The 15,176-nt window shown below is 63.6% G+C and carries 14 protein-coding genes; 10 read left to right on the plus strand and 4 right to left on the minus strand.

The annotated features are described in order from the left end of the window. Positions 1–193: 193 nt before the first annotated feature. The 4 genes from wecB to R2N11_RS22660 are packed head-to-tail and all read left to right on the plus strand — an operon-like array spanning position 194 to position 4,562. Positions 194–1,453, plus strand: coding sequence for a non-hydrolyzing UDP-N-acetylglucosamine 2-epimerase (wecB, locus tag R2N11_RS22645; RefSeq protein ID WP_316682451.1), 1,260 nt, complete (start codon positions 194–196; stop codon positions 1,451–1,453). A 9-nt stretch (positions 1,454–1,462) separates the two neighbouring features. Next, the gene (locus R2N11_RS22650; RefSeq protein ID WP_316682452.1) at positions 1,463–1,915 is read left to right on the plus strand and encodes a hypothetical protein; all 453 of its coding nucleotides are present in this window, start codon (positions 1,463–1,465) and stop codon (positions 1,913–1,915) included. Between the two features lie 14 nt (positions 1,916–1,929). Continuing rightward, on the plus strand, positions 1,930–3,657 hold the full coding sequence (locus R2N11_RS22655) for a DUF2334 domain-containing protein (protein ID WP_199030166.1): 1,728 nt from the start codon (positions 1,930–1,932) through the stop codon (positions 3,655–3,657). A 2-nt stretch (positions 3,658–3,659) separates the two neighbouring features. Next, entirely contained in the window at positions 3,660–4,562 is a 903-nt protein-coding gene (locus tag R2N11_RS22660; protein ID WP_316682453.1) for a hypothetical protein, read from the plus strand. Here R2N11_RS22660 and R2N11_RS22665 read toward each other — a convergent pair. Beyond that, complete coding sequence (locus R2N11_RS22665) at positions 4,552–5,685, minus strand: mechanosensitive ion channel family protein (RefSeq protein ID WP_316682470.1); 1,134 nt, start codon at positions 5,683–5,685, stop codon at positions 4,552–4,554. The two genes, R2N11_RS22660 and R2N11_RS22665, sit on opposite strands and share 11 nt — an antisense overlap. A gap of 149 nt (positions 5,686–5,834) precedes the next feature. Here R2N11_RS22665 and zigA point away from each other — a divergent pair, with 149 nt between their 5' ends. Genes zigA through R2N11_RS22680 form a run of 3 tightly spaced genes read left to right on the plus strand, consistent with a single transcriptional unit; the run spans position 5,835 to position 8,954 of the window. After that, entirely contained in the window at positions 5,835–7,037 is a 1,203-nt protein-coding gene (zigA, locus tag R2N11_RS22670; protein ID WP_316682454.1) for a zinc metallochaperone GTPase ZigA, read from the plus strand. Next, the gene (locus R2N11_RS22675; RefSeq protein ID WP_199030209.1) at positions 7,034–7,600 is read left to right on the plus strand and encodes a gamma carbonic anhydrase family protein; all 567 of its coding nucleotides are present in this window, start codon (positions 7,034–7,036) and stop codon (positions 7,598–7,600) included. Before zigA ends, R2N11_RS22675 begins: the two co-directional genes overlap by 4 nt. 4 nt (positions 7,601–7,604) lie before the next feature. Beyond that, entirely contained in the window at positions 7,605–8,954 is a 1,350-nt protein-coding gene (locus R2N11_RS22680) for a dihydroorotase (RefSeq protein WP_316682455.1), read from the plus strand. A gap of 2 nt (positions 8,955–8,956) precedes the next feature. Here the strand turns inward: R2N11_RS22680 and R2N11_RS22685 are convergent, their stop codons facing one another. After that, positions 8,957–10,054 carry a GGDEF domain-containing protein gene (locus tag R2N11_RS22685; protein WP_316682456.1) on the minus strand — a complete coding sequence of 366 codons (1,098 nt, stop codon included), beginning with the start codon at positions 10,052–10,054 and terminating at the stop codon, positions 8,957–8,959. Positions 10,055–10,185: 131 nt separating this feature from the next. Next, on the minus strand, positions 10,186–11,514 hold the full coding sequence (locus tag R2N11_RS22690) for an Nramp family divalent metal transporter (RefSeq protein WP_316682457.1): 1,329 nt from the start codon (positions 11,512–11,514) through the stop codon (positions 10,186–10,188). A 240-nt stretch (positions 11,515–11,754) separates the two neighbouring features. On the opposite strand from R2N11_RS22690, the gene R2N11_RS22695 reads away from it, so the two are divergent. The 3 genes from R2N11_RS22695 to R2N11_RS22705 are packed head-to-tail and all read left to right on the plus strand — an operon-like array spanning position 11,755 to position 14,484. Then, on the plus strand, positions 11,755–12,420 hold the full coding sequence (locus R2N11_RS22695; RefSeq protein ID WP_199030213.1) for a response regulator: 666 nt from the start codon (positions 11,755–11,757) through the stop codon (positions 12,418–12,420). Continuing rightward, positions 12,417–13,919 carry an ATP-binding protein gene (locus tag R2N11_RS22700; RefSeq protein WP_199030214.1) on the plus strand — a complete coding sequence of 501 codons (1,503 nt, stop codon included), beginning with the start codon at positions 12,417–12,419 and terminating at the stop codon, positions 13,917–13,919. Before R2N11_RS22695 ends, R2N11_RS22700 begins: the two co-directional genes overlap by 4 nt. Next, positions 13,879–14,484 (plus strand): hypothetical protein, encoded by a 606-nt coding sequence (locus R2N11_RS22705; protein ID WP_316682458.1) that lies wholly within the window; start codon positions 13,879–13,881, stop codon positions 14,482–14,484. Before R2N11_RS22700 ends, R2N11_RS22705 begins: the two co-directional genes overlap by 41 nt. On the opposite strand, the gene R2N11_RS22710 is transcribed toward R2N11_RS22705, so the two are convergent. Then, on the minus strand, positions 14,485–15,096 hold the full coding sequence (locus tag R2N11_RS22710) for an NAD(P)-dependent oxidoreductase (RefSeq protein WP_316682459.1): 612 nt from the start codon (positions 15,094–15,096) through the stop codon (positions 14,485–14,487). Positions 15,097–15,176: the final 80 nt, after the last annotated feature.

Consider the following 15,176-nt stretch of genomic DNA (forward strand, 5'->3'; position numbering starts at 1 on the left):
AACGAGGGGTACGGGCAACGACGATGAAGGGCAGTGGTGCACGCGCGATGGCGTCGTAGCGCCAGGGCAAGACCAGGCGGGATACATGGCACGACCTTCGCTCTAGGGTGAAATCTGCGCCGGTGTCAGAAGCGACGCGCTCGTCGTCGCGCTTGGAGTGACCAGCCGATGCAAATGACATGGGGAGAGCAAGATGACCGGGAAGATTTTGACAGTGTTCGGCACGCGGCCAGAGGCGATCAAGATGGCGCCGCTGGTAAAGGCGTTGCAAGCCGAGGCAGGCTTCACGTCGGCGGTGTGTGTGAGCGCGCAGCACCGGCAGATGCTCGATCAGGTCTTGCAGCTCTTCGGCATCGTGCCGGAGTTTGATCTGAACCTGATGCAGCCTGGGCAGACGTTGTCGGGCATCACCTCCAGCGTGCTGGGCGGCATCGACGGCGTACTGGATGCTTTCCAGCCCGACGCCGTGCTGGTGCATGGCGACACCACCACCACACTGGCCGCCAGCCTTGCAGCGTTCTACCGGCGTATCCCCGTGGGGCATGTCGAGGCAGGATTGCGCACGGGCAACATCTGGTCTCCGTGGCCGGAGGAGCTGAACCGCCGCGTGACCGATTCCGTGACCACGTGGCACTTTGCACCAACAGCTGAATCGCGCCAGAACCTGCTGGATGAAGGCATCGACCCGAGCCAGGTCACGCTCACCGGCAACACCGTTATCGACGCACTGCTGTCTGTGAAACGGCGCCTGGATGCAGATGCAGCGCTATCGGCGGAGATGGCCGCGCGCTATCCATTCTTCGACGCGGGGCGGCGGATGATTCTCGTGACCGGGCATCGGCGCGAAAACTTTGGCGAGCCGTTCGAGAACTTCTGCGTGGCGTTGCGCTTGCTGGCGGCGCGCCACCCGGATCTGCAGATCGTCTATCCGGTGCATCTGAACCCGAACGTGCAGCAGCCGGTGAACGCCATCCTGGCAGGCCATGACAACGTTCATCTGATCGCGCCGCAAGACTACTTGCCGTTCGTCTACCTGATGGACCGAGCCTATCTGATCGTCACCGATTCCGGCGGCATTCAGGAAGAGGCGCCTGCGCTGGGCAAACCGGTGCTGGTGACGCGTGACACAACCGAGCGGCCCGAGGCCGTGGCTTCCGGCACCGCACGCCTGGTTGGCACCGATACACAGCGCATCGTGGCGGAAGCCGAAACGCTCCTGCAGGACTCCGACGAATACCAGCGCATGGCGCAAGCCCACAACCCATATGGCGATGGCCACGCATGCCGTCGCATCGTCGATGCATTGAAAGCGGCCTTCGAGGCGCCCACCAAGGTGGTGGCGCGTGGCCCGCAACTCGTTCGCAAGCCGGCCACCGAGGCCGAGATCATCAATCTGGAAGCGGCACGCGCCACGGCGCTTGAGGCTGCGTCTGCGCAACGCCTGAACGGCTAGGAGGCTTGGATGAAAGCGAAACGCATCGGGGCTGGCATCTTGCTGGCCTCCGCCCTGGTTGCCGGATGGCTGGTGTTGGCGCCACCGTGGGCCGGCAATGCGGGGGTTCCTGCCGTGGTTACAGGGGGGGCTGAGCAGCGCAATCCCAGCATGGATGCAGACAAGGCAAAGCCTGCATCCGCTTCCTCCAATGGCACGGTCGTGGCCGGGCAGCCCGTACAGGCAGCTGTTGTGGCTGTGGCCACACACAAGCCCGTGACCGGGGGCGGACGCGCCTACGGCTACGGCGTCATGGATGAAAACGGGCAGGTCGTTCCGCCGCCGCGCCCACCTGGCATGACCGAAATCCGTCCCGGCATGCCAGAGAACGAGCCAACCGGCACGGAACGTGGCCACGACCGTGGTCCCAACTTCAACCTCGGGCTCTACCGCCAAGCGGATGGCTCGGTGTATCGCCCATGAGTCGGAGAGCCATCATGAAATCGATGTTTCGTAAGTTCCTATGCGCACTGATCTTTGCGGGCAGCCTGCTCGGCATCTCGCTGACCGGGCCAGCGCAGGCGTCCACTTGCACCATTGGGCTCGGGCCCATTTGCGTGACGGTCGGCACAACGGCTTCGGCGCAGACCACGCCGGCTCCCATCCTGGTGTTGTACGATGCGCCCGCCAATGACCAGTACACCAACCTGGGCAAGGCGTACGCGATCATGCTGTACAACCTGCTCGCGCACTTCAATACCACCATCACGATGCTGCCCGTGCAGAATTACACGGCTGGCATGACCGAGCAGTACACCGCCACGTTCTATATGGGCAGTTATTACGCCAACCCTATACCGGCGGCGTTCCTGTCCGACGTGAGCACCACGCAAAAGACTGTCGTCTGGTTCAAGTACAACCTGTGGGAGCTGGCCTGGAACACGGCGTATCCGTTCACCTCGCGCTATGGCATCACATTCTCCAGCCTCGCCGGCATGAATGCTGCGCCGTCGGCTAGCGCCCCCAACCCTGGTTTCTACGATACGGTCACGTACAAGAACCAGACCATGACCAAGTACTACGCGTTCAACGCCACGACCGGGGCCATTTCCGCAGATCCAGACATTGGCGTGACGGCGGTGGCCGATGCCACCAAGGCCACGGCTCTGGTGACCATCTCTAACTCGGTCAATCCCACCGCATATCCGGCCGTGCCGTACGTAATCCGCTCCGGCAATTTCTGGTACTTCGCCGACATGCCGTTCTCGTTCATCGGACCGCGTGATCGCTATCTGGTGGTCTGCGACATGCTGCACGATATTCTCGGCACCAACGCGCCGACGCAGCATCGTGCGCTGGTCAGGTTGGAGGACCTCAACGCCACCAATACCGTATCGTCGATCGAAACGCTGGCAGGCTATCTGTACGGCAAGAAGATCCCGTTCTCGCTTGCAACCATCCCGCTCTACACCGACCCGAATGGCGTCTACAACGGTGGCGTGGCACAGACCATTCACATGGTCAATGCGACAGGGTTGAAACAAGCGCTCAACTACTCGATTGCACGCGGCGGCAAGCTCCTGATGCACGGTTACACGCACCAGTACAGCAATATCCCCAACCTTGTGAACGCCGTCAGCGCGAACGACTACGAGTTCTGGCTCGCTACGTTGAACCGGCCGGTGAATGAGGATTCAACGCAGTGGGCGGCAGGACGCCTGTCTGCCGGGTTACTGGAGTTGCAGCTCAACGGCTACACGCCGTTTGCATGGGAGGCACCACACTACCAATCCTCTCCACTGGCCATTGCGGCGGTGCCGAAGTACTTCAAGAACACATACCAACGCGTGGTGTACTACACGTCAAGCAACCCGCAGACGTTGAATGCAACCACGCCGGGCCATGACTTCTCGGTCGGCCAGTTCTTCCCCTACATCATTCAGAAGGACTACTACGGCCAGCGCGTGATTCCTGAGAACCTGGGTAACGTGGAGTACAACATCTGCAATATCGACCCGTCGTCGTGCCTGACGTACACCGCACAGGACATCCTGACGAACGCCAACTATGCGCTGGTTGTGCGCGATGGTTTTGCTTCGTTTTTCTTCCATCCATTCTGGCTTGAACCCGATCTTGGTACGCCAGGCTATGCGGACTTCCAAACCATCATTACCGGCATCACCAACCTGGGCTTTACCTGGGTAGATGCCAGCACGGCGCAGTAGTCATGCGCTGGATGCGCTCGATACTGGCGGCAGCAACGCTGGTGTTGGGCGCCCCCACAAATGCCGCGGGGCCGGTGGGCACATTGCCTGCCGGCCCCGCGCCGCTATATGGCGTGACGGTGGATGCGGTGGACAACGTGCCCGCCGTGGTCGATGCGCTCTCGCACCTGTCACGCACGCCCACCGTGCGCATCGTCTTTGATGAAGGGATGGACGCACCGGACTACGCCGCGCCTGTCGCTGCCATCCGGCGCGTGGCCTACGTAATGGGCGAGCTGGTCGATTCGTCCACGCTCAGGCAAATCACCGTGCAGCAGATGCGCGAGCGCGCCACCACGTACGTTGATGCGCTGGGCCGCAACGTCGACATCTGGGAAGTCGGCAACGAGATCAACGGCGAGTGGACCGGCAGCACGCGCGATGTCATCGACAAGACGCTGGCCGCTTACGACGCCATCAAGCAGCGCGGTGGCCGCACGGCGCTCACGCTCTACTACAACGAAGGCTGCGCTGAAACGCCATCACGCACCATGTTTGACTGGACCGAGCACAATTTGCCGCCAAGCCTGCGCAATGGCGTGGACTATGTATTCATCAGCTTTTACGAAGACGATTGCAAGATCGCACCGCCCGACTGGAACGCCGTATTCGACCACCTTGGAAGCCTGTTTCCGCAGGCGATGCTTGGCTTTGGAGAGGTCGGCACACGCCATGCGGCAGGCAAGGGCGCATTGATCGCGCACTTCTACGGCTTGTCGATTGCGCATCCGCGATTCGTCGGCGGCTACTTCTGGTGGTACTTCCGGCAGGACATGGTGCCGCGCACGCGACCGCTCTGGCGCAGCATCGACGCGGCCTTTCAGTCGATGCCAGCCAAACCGTTGCGAACGTCGCCTACGCCCTAGCCCGTGTGCCTGGGTACTGCAGACCTTGCGGCGGCTGTCCATGGGTCTGCCCATCGGGCTCGACGGGTTCACCATGGCGTCGCACAAGCTGGATGGTGCGGGTCGGCAGTGCGAAGGCTGCCCCGAGGTTCTGCAGCTCTTCAAGAATCGCCAGGTTGATGCGCTGCTGGATATCCATGTAGAGGTTGAAATCGGGGCTGGTCACGAAGTACACCACCTCGAAGTTCAGCGCGTTCTCGCCAAATTCCTTGAAGTGCGCGCGATCGGAGCGCGTATCTCCCGCCGTCTCGACGGCGTGGCGCACGATGTCCGGGATCTTCTTCAACTGCGCGGCACGCGCGTCGTACGTCACCCCGAACGCGAACACGATGCGTCGTTCCTGCATCCGCTTGTAATTGTGGATCGTACTTTTGAGTAACGCAGTGTTGGACGTCACGATCTCTTCGCCCGAGAGGCTGCGGATGCGTGTGGTCTTGAGCCCCACGTGCTGCACCGTGCCGGCAATCGATTCGAAGACGATGAAGTCACCAATCTCGAACGGCTTGTCCAGCCCAATGGCGAGCGAGGCAAACAAGTCGCTCAGGATGTTCTGCACCGCCAGCGCAACGGCCACACCCCCCACACCCAGGCTGGCGACAAAGGCTGTGACGTTCACGCCCACATTGGCCAGGATGGCCAGCAACAGCATCGACCACAGTGCAAAGCGCAGCACCCACGCCATCATCGATGTAATGACCGGGTTGCGCGTGGTCTGGGTTTGCGCGGACAGCTTGTCACGTGCCCACAGCTTCACGCCCCGGTTGAGCCACAGCGCAATCTGGAACCCGATGATGACGAACCAGATGTGGTCCAGCTTGTTGGCCAAGCGTGTCGGCAACTCGATGAAGTACGAACCGGCCAGCAATGCCGCCAGCCCGATGAACAGCGGATGCGTATCGCGCAGCACGGCCGCAGTCAGCGTGTCGAAACGGTAGCCGGTGCGGTGCGCACGCACGTCCAGCCGGTTGCCGATCAGGCGCAGCACGCTCATCAGCACCACATACGTGGCCACCACCGTGAGCGCCGCTGCAGCCCAGTCTCGCGCCGGTATGCGCAGGAAGGTATGGACGTTGAGCCACTCCATGGCCATGGACATCTCCGTGCAAAGTCACGCAATGTCGCGTCGCACAAACTGTGCCGCATGGATTGATACGCGCATTGCAAATGCAACACAGTTGCGTTATCTTCTGTTGCAACATAGTTGCATAAGGTGCGATCGCTGTGAATCTGCCCATGACTTCGTCCACCCGTCTGCCCGTTACCGTCCTGTCCGGTTTTCTGGGGGCGGGCAAGACGACACTGCTCAACCATGTCCTGAACAACCGCGAGGGGCGGCGTGTGGCGGTCATCGTCAACGACATGTCCGAGGTCAATATCGACGCCGCACTCGTGCGCGATGGCGGTGCGCAACTCTCGCGCACAGACGAGAAGCTCGTCGAGATGAGCAACGGCTGCATCTGCTGCACCTTGCGCGAAGATTTGCTGGTCGAGGTTCGTCGTCTGGCAGCGGAAGGGCGCTTTGACTACCTGTTGATTGAATCCACCGGCATCTCCGAACCGTTGCCGGTGGCCGAGACCTTCACCTTCGAGGGGGAAGACGGCACGGCGCTGGCAGACGTTGCGCGGCTCGACACCATGGTGACCGTGGTGGATGCGTATAACTTCCTGCGCGACTACGGGTCGCGTGACAGCCTGCAGGCACGCGGTGAATCGATGGGCGCGGAAGACCACCGCACGGTGGTGGACCTGTTGGTCGATCAGATCGAGTTCTGCGATGTGATCGTGCTCAACAAGACTGACCTGATGAGCGACGCCGATCTCACACGCCTGGAGGGCATCCTGCACCGCCTCAATCCGCGCGCCCGCGTTGAACGCGCCATGTTTGGCCGGGTTCCGATCGATCGTGTGCTGGGCACGGGCCGGTTCGACTTTGACGAGGCCGCCAAGGCGCCAGGCTGGCTCAAGGCGCTGCGCGGCGAACATATGCCCGAATCCGATACCTACGGCATCGGCAGCTTCGTCTATCGGGCACGCCGGCCGTTTCATCCACAGCGCTTTTTCGACTGGGTACAAAGCGAGTGGCCGGGTGTGGTGCGATCCAAGGGCTTCTTCTGGCTGGCAAGCCATCCGGCGCATGCTGGGGCGTGGTCGCAGGCGGGTGCGATGGCACGGCATAACGTAGCGGGCTACTGGTGGGCGGCGGTGCCCCCTGAGCGCTGGCCAACCGACCCTGAATCCGTTGCCACGATTCACCAGCACTGGGACAGCAGCGTGGGCGACGCACGCCAGGAGATCGTCCTGATCGGCATGGGCATGGACGAAACCACATTGCGCGTGCGCTTTGACGCCTGCCTGCTGACCGACACCGAGATGGCTGCCGGCCCGCACGCCTGGAAGCGCTATGCCAACCCGTTTCCCGAGTGGCCTAACGCATGATCCGGCAGAACCCGCGCGGTGATCTGCCGCAGATTCATCCGAGTGCCTTTGTTGATCCGACCGCGATCGTGTGCGGGCGCGTGATCGTGTACGAGAACGTGTTCATTGGCCCCTATGCTGTGATTCGCGCAGACGAGGTGGACGAGGGCGGCCACATGGAGCCCATCGTCATTGGTGCGCATTCGAATATTCAGGACGGTGTGGTCATCCATTCCAAGTCAGGTGCCGCCGTCATCATTGGCGAACGGACATCGATTGCGCACCGTGCCATCGTGCACGGGCCCTGCGTGGTGGGCGATGGTGTGTTCATCGGCTTCAACAGCGTGCTGTTCAACTGCACGATCGGGCAGGGAGGCGTCGTGCGGCACAACGCCGTGGTGGACGGCTGCGACCTGCCGGATGGCTTCTACGTGCCGTCCACAGAGCGCATTGGGCCCGACACCGACCTGCGCAGCATCCGAAAGGTGTCCGCGCGCGAATCCGCATTTTCCGAAGACGTAGCACGCACCAACAACCACCTTGTGCAGGGGTACAAGCGCATTCAGGCCACCTTCGAGGCCTGATGCAATGAGGCACGCTGATCTAATCGTTCGCGGCGGTACGCTCGCAACGCCGGGCGGGCTGCACGCAGGCGATGTTGTCTGCAGCGCTGGCCGCATCGTCGCATTCAATGCGCAAGGCTGGACGGCTGAGGAATCTGTCGATGCCCGGGGGCTGCACGTGCTGCCGGGCGTGATAGACAGCCAGGTGCATTTTCGCGAGCCCGGCCTCACGCACAAAGAGAACCTGGAAGCGGGCACGCGTGGTGCCGTGCTGGGCGGTGTGACGGCCGTGTTCGAAATGCCCAACACGCATCCGCTCACACTCAGCGCGCAGGATCTGCAAGACAAATGCGAGCGTGCCCGCGGCCGCGCATGGTGTGACTACGCCTTCTACATGGGCGGGGCTGCCGCCAATGCGGATCAGTTGACCGCGCTGGAAAGGTTGCAGGCCTGCGCTGGCGTCAAGGTGTTCATGGGGAGTTCCTTCGGTGATCTGCTGGTCGACGATACGGCCGTCCTGCGCCGCATCCTGCGCCAGGGGCGGCGGCGCCTGGCGGTGCATGCCGAAGACGAGGCACGGCTGAGAGAGCGGCGAGCCCTGGTCGAGCATTCCGCCGACGTGCGTGACCACCCTGTCTGGCGCGATGCCGAGAGCGCGCTCCTGGCGACGCGGCGTGTGGTGAACCTGGCGATGGAGGCGCGCCGCCGCCTGCACGTGCTGCACGTATCGACCGCCGAGGAGATGGCATTCCTGGCGCAGCACAAGGCCAGTGCCAGCATCAGCGTTGAAGTCACGCCGCATCATCTGAGTCTGGTGGCGCCCGAGTGTTACGAGCGTCTTGGCACGCTGGCCCAGATGAATCCGCCCGTGCGCGACGCCCGCCATCAGGCGGCGCTGTGGCAGGCTGTCCGCAACGGCGTGGTGGATGTGCTCGGCAGCGACCACGCCCCCCACACGCTGGATGAAAAGGCCCGACCGTACCCATCGTCGCCGAGTGGCATGACGGGTGTGCAGACGCTGCTGCCGGTCATGCTGGATCACGTGAACGCCGGACGGCTCAGGCTGCAGCGGTTGGTGGATCTGACCAGTGCCGGGCCCGCGCGCATCTTCGGCATTGAATCCAAGGGGCACCTGTCGATCGGGTACGACGCCGATCTCACGCTGGTCGATCTGAAAGCGCGGCGCGAGATCACGCATGCCTGGATTGCCAGCGTGTCGGGTTGGACGCCGTACGACGGCCTGCGCGTAACAGGCTGGCCCATCGCGACCGTCGTGCGCGGCAGGCTCGTGATGAGGGAGGGCGCGGTCGTTGGTCAGCCGGAGGGGCAGCCGGTGCGCTTTGCTGAAACGGTGCCAGCACCAACGCCGGCCTGATATCAGGCGTCGGCGGTGGTGTGCTGCGCGCCGGGCGGCACACACACGCGGTTGCGCCCTTGTCGCTTCGCTTCCATCAGGCCGATGTCGGCATCTGCCAGCAGCTTGGCCAGATCCTGCCCTGGCCGCAGCGGCGCTGCACCCACGCTGATCGTGAGCGGACCGACCGGCGTTTCGCTGGCGCTCACGGCGGCTTTCAGCCGTTCCACGACGGCGAGCGCGTTGGTCAAGCCGCAGTTGGGCAGCAGCACGGCAAACTCGTCGCCGCCCAGCCGGCCGAACAGATCGTTCGGACGCAGTACGTCGGCCAGCGCATCGGACAATGAAACCAGCGCCTCGTCACCGGCCGCATGGCCCCATGCATCGTTGATGGCCTTGAAGTGGTCGACGTCGAGGTACAGCGCACATAGCGGCTCCGCATGGCGCTGGGCGCGCTCCACCGCAAAGCTGCCCAGCTCGAAGAAGCGCTGGCGCGCGAGCATACCGGTCAGGTGATCGGTGTTGGCGCGGTCGGCCAGATTGATCTCAGCGGCATAGTGCCGCGCCATCGCACGCAGCAGGTAGTGATGAATGACGGCTGAGGCGGCAATGCAGATCGGCAGGTACAGCACCAGGCCTAGCCAGCCGTGGTGCAACGTCGTGACCGGGTCCTGGGCGATCAGCAGCGCGACGACGGGCCCAGCCGTGCAGAGCGCCATCGCGATGCAGAAATCGCGTCGGGTCAGCCAGGCGGGGCTGGTGGCAAGCGGCATCAGGTAGAACGCCGGCAGCACCCATTCAAGCCCGGCCTGATAGCCAAACGCAATGATGGCCACCTCTTCTGCAAGCAGATGGGCGAGCGCCAACGGCCCCCATAGGCCGGTATGTCGATGCCGTTGCGCAGTCAGCACGATGGCCATCAGCAGCACGAGCAACGCGAGCAGCGGCTCGGGCCGATGCAACAGTCCTACCGACCAGCCCAGCATGATCGCAAAGCCGTAGCCGAGCACGCCGCATTTGCTCAGCGCAAGAATCATCGGCACGAAATGGCGCGCCTGATAGTCGCGAGAGGGCGTGCGTGCGTCGGGCAGGGCGGAGGCGGTAGGCGGGTTCGCGCTCAAGGCTGGGCGAGTACGGCCTTCACACGCTGCTTGATGGTGCAAGCGCGGGCAGGGCCGGGTTGCGCAACAAAGCGCGCATTCTAATGGCGGCGCGTGTTGCCGTGCGCGGATTTTTTTGGGGGGGGAATCCCTCAACCGGCCAGCACCTGCCACACCAGCCACAGATTGGCGACGCTGATGGCGACGAATAAACCCCACGCCAGTACGGACGTTAATCGGCTGTTAACAAACACGCCCATCAGCGTGCGATCGTCGGTCATGCGAATCAGCGGAAACATCGCAAACGGCAACTGAAAACCGAGCACCACCTGGCTGATCACGAGCAGCTTGCCGATGGCGTGGTCGCCCAGCATGGCCACGCCGATGAATGCCGGGATCAGCGCCAGCGCGCGTGTGATCAGGCGCCGCTGCCAGCAGGGGATGCGCAGGTCCAGGAAACCCTCCATCAGGATCTGCCCGGCGATGGTGCCGGTGAAGGTAGAGCTTTGCCCCGCCGCCAGCAACGCGATGCCGAACAGCGCGCCGGCCACTGCCGTGCCGACGATGGGTTCGAGCAGGCGATGCGCATCCTGGATGTCGGCTACGTCCTGGTAGCCGTTGGCATGAAATGCCGCGGCGGCGAGTATCAGGATGGCGCCGTTTACCAGCAGCGCCAGCGAGAGCGAGATGATGGTGTCGAGCCGCGACAAGCCCACCGCCTCGCGCTTGGCGGTTTCCGTGCTGGCCGTCATGCGTGTCTGCACGATGGACGAATGCAGATACAGGTTGTGCGGCATGATCGTCGCGCCGAGGATGCCGATGGCAAGGTAAAGCGGCTCGCGCTCGCTCACGCTTTGCCACGACGGCATCAACCCGGCCGCCACCGACGGCCAGTGCGGTTTGATAAGTAGCAGCTCAACGAAGTAGCACAGGCCGATAGTGAGGATGAGGCCCAGCACGATGGCTTCAAGCTGGCGAAAGTTCTTCCCTTTCAGGCCCAGCACGATCAGCGTGTCCAGCGCGGTGAGTGCCACGCCGCCCAGTATCGGCACGCCCAGCAGCAGGTGGAACGCCAGCGCGCAGCCCAACACCTCTGCCAGATCGCACGCGATGATCGACAGCTCGGCCAGCAGCCATTGCACGCGCACGGCCCCAGGCTGGTAGCGGTCGCGCGAGGCGCGCGCCAGATCCTTGCCCGTGACGATGCCCAGTCGCGCCGACAGACACTGCAGCACCATCGCGGCCAAGCTGGAGAGCAGCACCACAAACAGCAGCGAATAACCGTAGCGTGAACCGGCCTCGATGTCGGTTGCCCAGTTGCCCGGGTCCATGTAGCCGACAGACACGAGCAGCCCCGGCCCGGCAAAGCGCAGCAGCTTCTTCCACAACGGCAGGCCGGGCGGGATGGCCACGGTGCCGCGCACTTCGGATGGGCAGAACGGTGCAGTGGCAGTGGTGGGCAGGGCAGGCAGGCGGAACATGGCGCGGCCGGGAATGGGAGGGCGAAGAGGAAATCAATCGATGCGGCCTCATGATAGCCAAGTGCTGCCGCGCGTGCGGATATCCGCTGCTGGTGCCGCTTCAAGGTGATGTGTGAGGCATATTGCCGCGGCAGATTTAAGGCAAATCTCAGTCCGTTGGGGTAGATTTCCAGCTTTGCCGGCGCCTGTTTCTCAGGTGCCGGCTGTCCGTTTACCGTCGACCCGTCAAGACTCACTCGCATGAACGCCATCCTCCTCATCGAAGACGACCTGCCGTTGGGCACCGCACTGGCCCGCGCGCTGCGTCAGGCCGGCTATAACGCGACCTGGGTACGCCGCCTGGTTGACGCACAGAAATGGATCACCACCAACACGTTCGAGGCCATCGTGCTCGACCTCGGCCTGCCCGACGGTGAAGGCCACACCTTCCTCGAAGAACTGCGTGCCGCGCATAGCGATGTGCCGGTCATCATTGCCAGCGCGCGCGATGCGCTGTCCGAACGCCTCAAGGGCCTGGACTCCGGTGCCGACGACTTCCTCGTCAAGCCGTTCCCTGTCGATGAACTGGTCGCCCGCTTGCGTGCCGTGCTGCGCCGCCATGCCGGGCAGAGCACCAACCAGTGGAGCGTCGGCGCCCTGGTGGTCGAGCCTTCGCAAAAGCGCGTGACGCAGGACGGGCAGATCATCGAACTCACCCCGCGTGAATACCAGTTGCTGCTTGAGCTCGTGCGCCGCGCCCATCGCTGGGTCCCGCGCGAAACGCTCATGGACGCCCTCTATCGTGAAGGCGACAGCGTCAGCGCCAACGCACTCGAAGTCGTCATCCACCACCTGCGCCGCAAGCTGGGTAACGACACCATCCAGACCATCCGGGGTGTCGGCTACATGATCGGAGGCAACCGTTGAAGCTGACGGTCCCAGCGATCCTGCGGGTCCGGTCGCTGTCGTTTCGCCTGTATGTGCTGATCCTGCTGGCACTGGTGCTGATGCTGCTGGTGCAACTGGTGATCGCCCATCTGGAAATCTCCCGCACCAACAGCCGTCAGGTGGTGAGCGATCTGCGCATGTCGGCGCAGGCCTACGCTGATCTCACCACGCTCAATATGGATGACGTGCCGCGCCGGGAGGAATTCCTGCGCCGCCTCACCGACATCAAGCTGGGACTCTCGCTGCCCAACATCCTCCCTGGTGAATTCCGCTACGTGCTGTGCGATCGCGCCGGGCACGTCATCACCGCTTTCCCGGGCGCGCCCACCATGCCCTGTGGCAAGGCGCACGAGACCGTGGTCGAGATCATGCTCGAGGGCAAACCGTGGCGCAGCTATACGGTGGACAGCGTCGATGGCAAGCTCACGGCCACCGTGGCGCAGCCGCTTTCTGCCTATGAACGAGCCATTCGTGATCTCTTTCAGGAAGTGGCGATGGCGCTGGCCATTCTCGCGACCGCGCTGATGGTGATGGTGGGTTGGGCAGCACACGTCGGTCTCAAGCCGCTGCGCACGCTCACGCGTCAGGTGGAGTCGCGTGACTCGGCAGATCTGGACCCCGTGCAAAGCGTCGAGCATGCCGAGCTGAAGCCGCTGGTGGAAGCACTGAACGATCTTTTCGCGCGTGTGCGACGTGGCATCGAGGCAGATCGCCGCTTCTTTGCCGATGCCGCGCACGAATTGCGTACGCCGCTGGCGGCCATCCAGGCACAGGCGTATGTCGTCTCGCATTCCGACAGCGAGGACGATCGCTCCACCGCACTGCGCGAGTTTGACCGCGGCATTTCGCGTGCGACGCAATCGCTGGCCAAGTTGCTGGCCATCGCGCGGCTCGATGCACGCCGTGTGGAAGCCCAACTGGCGCAAGGTGCGCTGTCCGATCTGGCCGGTTGCGCGCGCAGCGGCGTGATTCAGCAGGCATCACGCGCGGAGCGTCGCAACGTCACGCTGTCGTACGAAGGTGCCAATCAGGCGTGGGTGTCGGTGTCACACGAAGACGCCGCCACGCTGGTTGAAAACGTGCTCGACAATGCTGTGCGCGAAACGCCCAAGGGCGGTGAGGTGCGCGTGGTGGTCAAGCGAGTTGAGCAAGGCGGGGCGGGTGCGACTGCAGGTACAGCCGTGCCGATGATCGAGCTACGCGTTGAAGATACCGGCCCGGGTATTCCGCCCGATGAGCGTGAACGTGTGTTCGAGCGCTTCTACCGCCCACGCGGCAGTCAGTCGCAAGGCAGCGGCCTGGGTTTGGCGATCGTGCGGCGCATTGTCGAACTCGGCAATGGCTCGGTCTCCATTGAGGATGGCCCGGGTGGAAAGGGCTGTGCCGTGGTGATCCGTCTTCCGGCACTGGACAGCGCCCCCGAGCCGATCGAGCCAGATGACGCGCCACCCGGCATGGCTGATACGCCCAGCCACTGACTGGCGCAGATCAAGGCTGATCGCCCTGGCACTGGTGGTGCTGGGGCATCTGGCACTGCTGGCGTGGTGGCGGGAGCATCCGCCACCCGTCGAGCGCGATGAGCCGCTGCTGCACGGGCGGTTGCTCAGCGTCGAGATTTCACCGCCCCCCATGCCTTTGCCGCCAGCAAAAGCAGCGGCCCGCAGTTCGCGGGCTGCGTTACCGGCGCCAACGCAACGCACCGAGGCCGCCGAATCGGCCTCTGCGGCGCCGGCCACGGTCGACACCGTCGAGGCCCGCACGCTCGACCTCAGCGCATCGATAACACCATCTCCGCGCACACGGTCTCAGGCAGAAAACAATCTTGCGGCAAGCACAGCACGCGGTGCCGGCCACGCGTTCGGGCCGGACGCCGCATCCACGCCGCGCGTAGCCGGGCCGGTTCAGGAATCGCGCGGCACCGCTGGCCGCTGGCAAGCACGTGTTGAGGTGGGCGGTAGCGCCTACTGCCTGAACGCGCAAGACCCAAGCCTGCGCCGCGACCCCTTTGAGAAGGCGCTGGCGGTGCCGTCCACCTGCCGTTGATCAGTAGCCGATCGTGAAGCGCTGGCGCGGGTGCGCCGGCTTTTCCGCCTCGTCGAGGAAGCCGATGGCGTAGTCCTCCATCGACACCCAGGGCTTGCCGTTGGCATCCACCAGCAGCGTGTCCTTGCCGACACGGAAGTGGCCTGTGCGCTCGCCCGGTTCGAAGATTGCCGACGGCGACACGAACGTCCAGTTCAGCTCGGTTTCCGTGCGCAGCGCGTTGAGGAAGTCACGGCCTGCCGAGGCTTCGGCAAAGTACTCCTTCGGGAATTGCGGCGTGTCGATCAGTGCCACGCCCGGCGCCACTTCCAGGCTGCCGGCGCCACCCACCACCAGCAAGCGCGGCACACCCGCCTTCTTCACCGCACCAACGATCTGGTCCGCATTGGCCTGCAGGAAGCGCACGGTGCTGAAGGCCACATCGTTGCCCGCCAGCGCAGCAACCAACGCGGCCTGGTCTGCCACATCCACGTCCTTGGCGGTCAAGCCTGCGCGTGCCGGCAATTTGGATGCGGTACGCGCAATAGCCGTCACCTGATGGCCGCGGCGCAGGGCTTCGTCGATCAGGCGGGTGCCTACGCGCCCGGTGGCGCCAATGATTGCAATCTTCATGGTTCAACTCCTTGTTAAGCGGTTATGAGGTGATATGTAATTAACGTAGTTACATATGGCGGTAAAAAAAACGCCAAGAC

Origin of the sequence: Ralstonia flaminis (assembly GCF_958415495.1) — a bacterium.
Classification (GTDB): Bacteria; Pseudomonadota; Gammaproteobacteria; order Burkholderiales; family Burkholderiaceae; genus Ralstonia; species Ralstonia flaminis.

Bases quoted from the DNA above. Each gene is read 5' to 3' on its own strand.
- R2N11_RS22650 (WP_316682452.1), top strand. From the start codon at position 1,463: ATGAAAGCGAAACGCATCGGGGCTGGCATCTTGCTGGCCTCCGCCCTG.
- R2N11_RS22695 (WP_199030213.1), top strand. From the start codon at position 11,755: ATGAACGCCATCCTCCTCATCGAAGACGACCTGCCGTTGGGCACCGCA.
- R2N11_RS22675 (WP_199030209.1), top strand. From the start codon at position 7,034: ATGATCCGGCAGAACCCGCGCGGTGATCTGCCGCAGATTCATCCGAGT.
- R2N11_RS22710 (WP_316682459.1), bottom strand. From the start codon at position 15,096: ATGAAGATTGCAATCATTGGCGCCACCGGGCGCGTAGGCACCCGCCTG.
- R2N11_RS22690 (WP_316682457.1), bottom strand. From the start codon at position 11,514: ATGTTCCGCCTGCCTGCCCTGCCCACCACTGCCACTGCACCGTTCTGC.
- R2N11_RS22705 (WP_316682458.1), top strand. From the start codon at position 13,879: ATGACGCGCCACCCGGCATGGCTGATACGCCCAGCCACTGACTGGCGC.
- zigA (WP_316682454.1), top strand. From the start codon at position 5,835: ATGACTTCGTCCACCCGTCTGCCCGTTACCGTCCTGTCCGGTTTTCTG.
- R2N11_RS22665 (WP_316682470.1), bottom strand. From the start codon at position 5,685: ATGGAGTGGCTCAACGTCCATACCTTCCTGCGCATACCGGCGCGAGAC.
- R2N11_RS22660 (WP_316682453.1), top strand. From the start codon at position 3,660: ATGCGCTGGATGCGCTCGATACTGGCGGCAGCAACGCTGGTGTTGGGC.
- R2N11_RS22680 (WP_316682455.1), top strand. From the start codon at position 7,605: ATGAGGCACGCTGATCTAATCGTTCGCGGCGGTACGCTCGCAACGCCG.
- R2N11_RS22655 (WP_199030166.1), top strand. From the start codon at position 1,930: ATGAAATCGATGTTTCGTAAGTTCCTATGCGCACTGATCTTTGCGGGC.
- wecB (WP_316682451.1), top strand. From the start codon at position 194: ATGACCGGGAAGATTTTGACAGTGTTCGGCACGCGGCCAGAGGCGATC.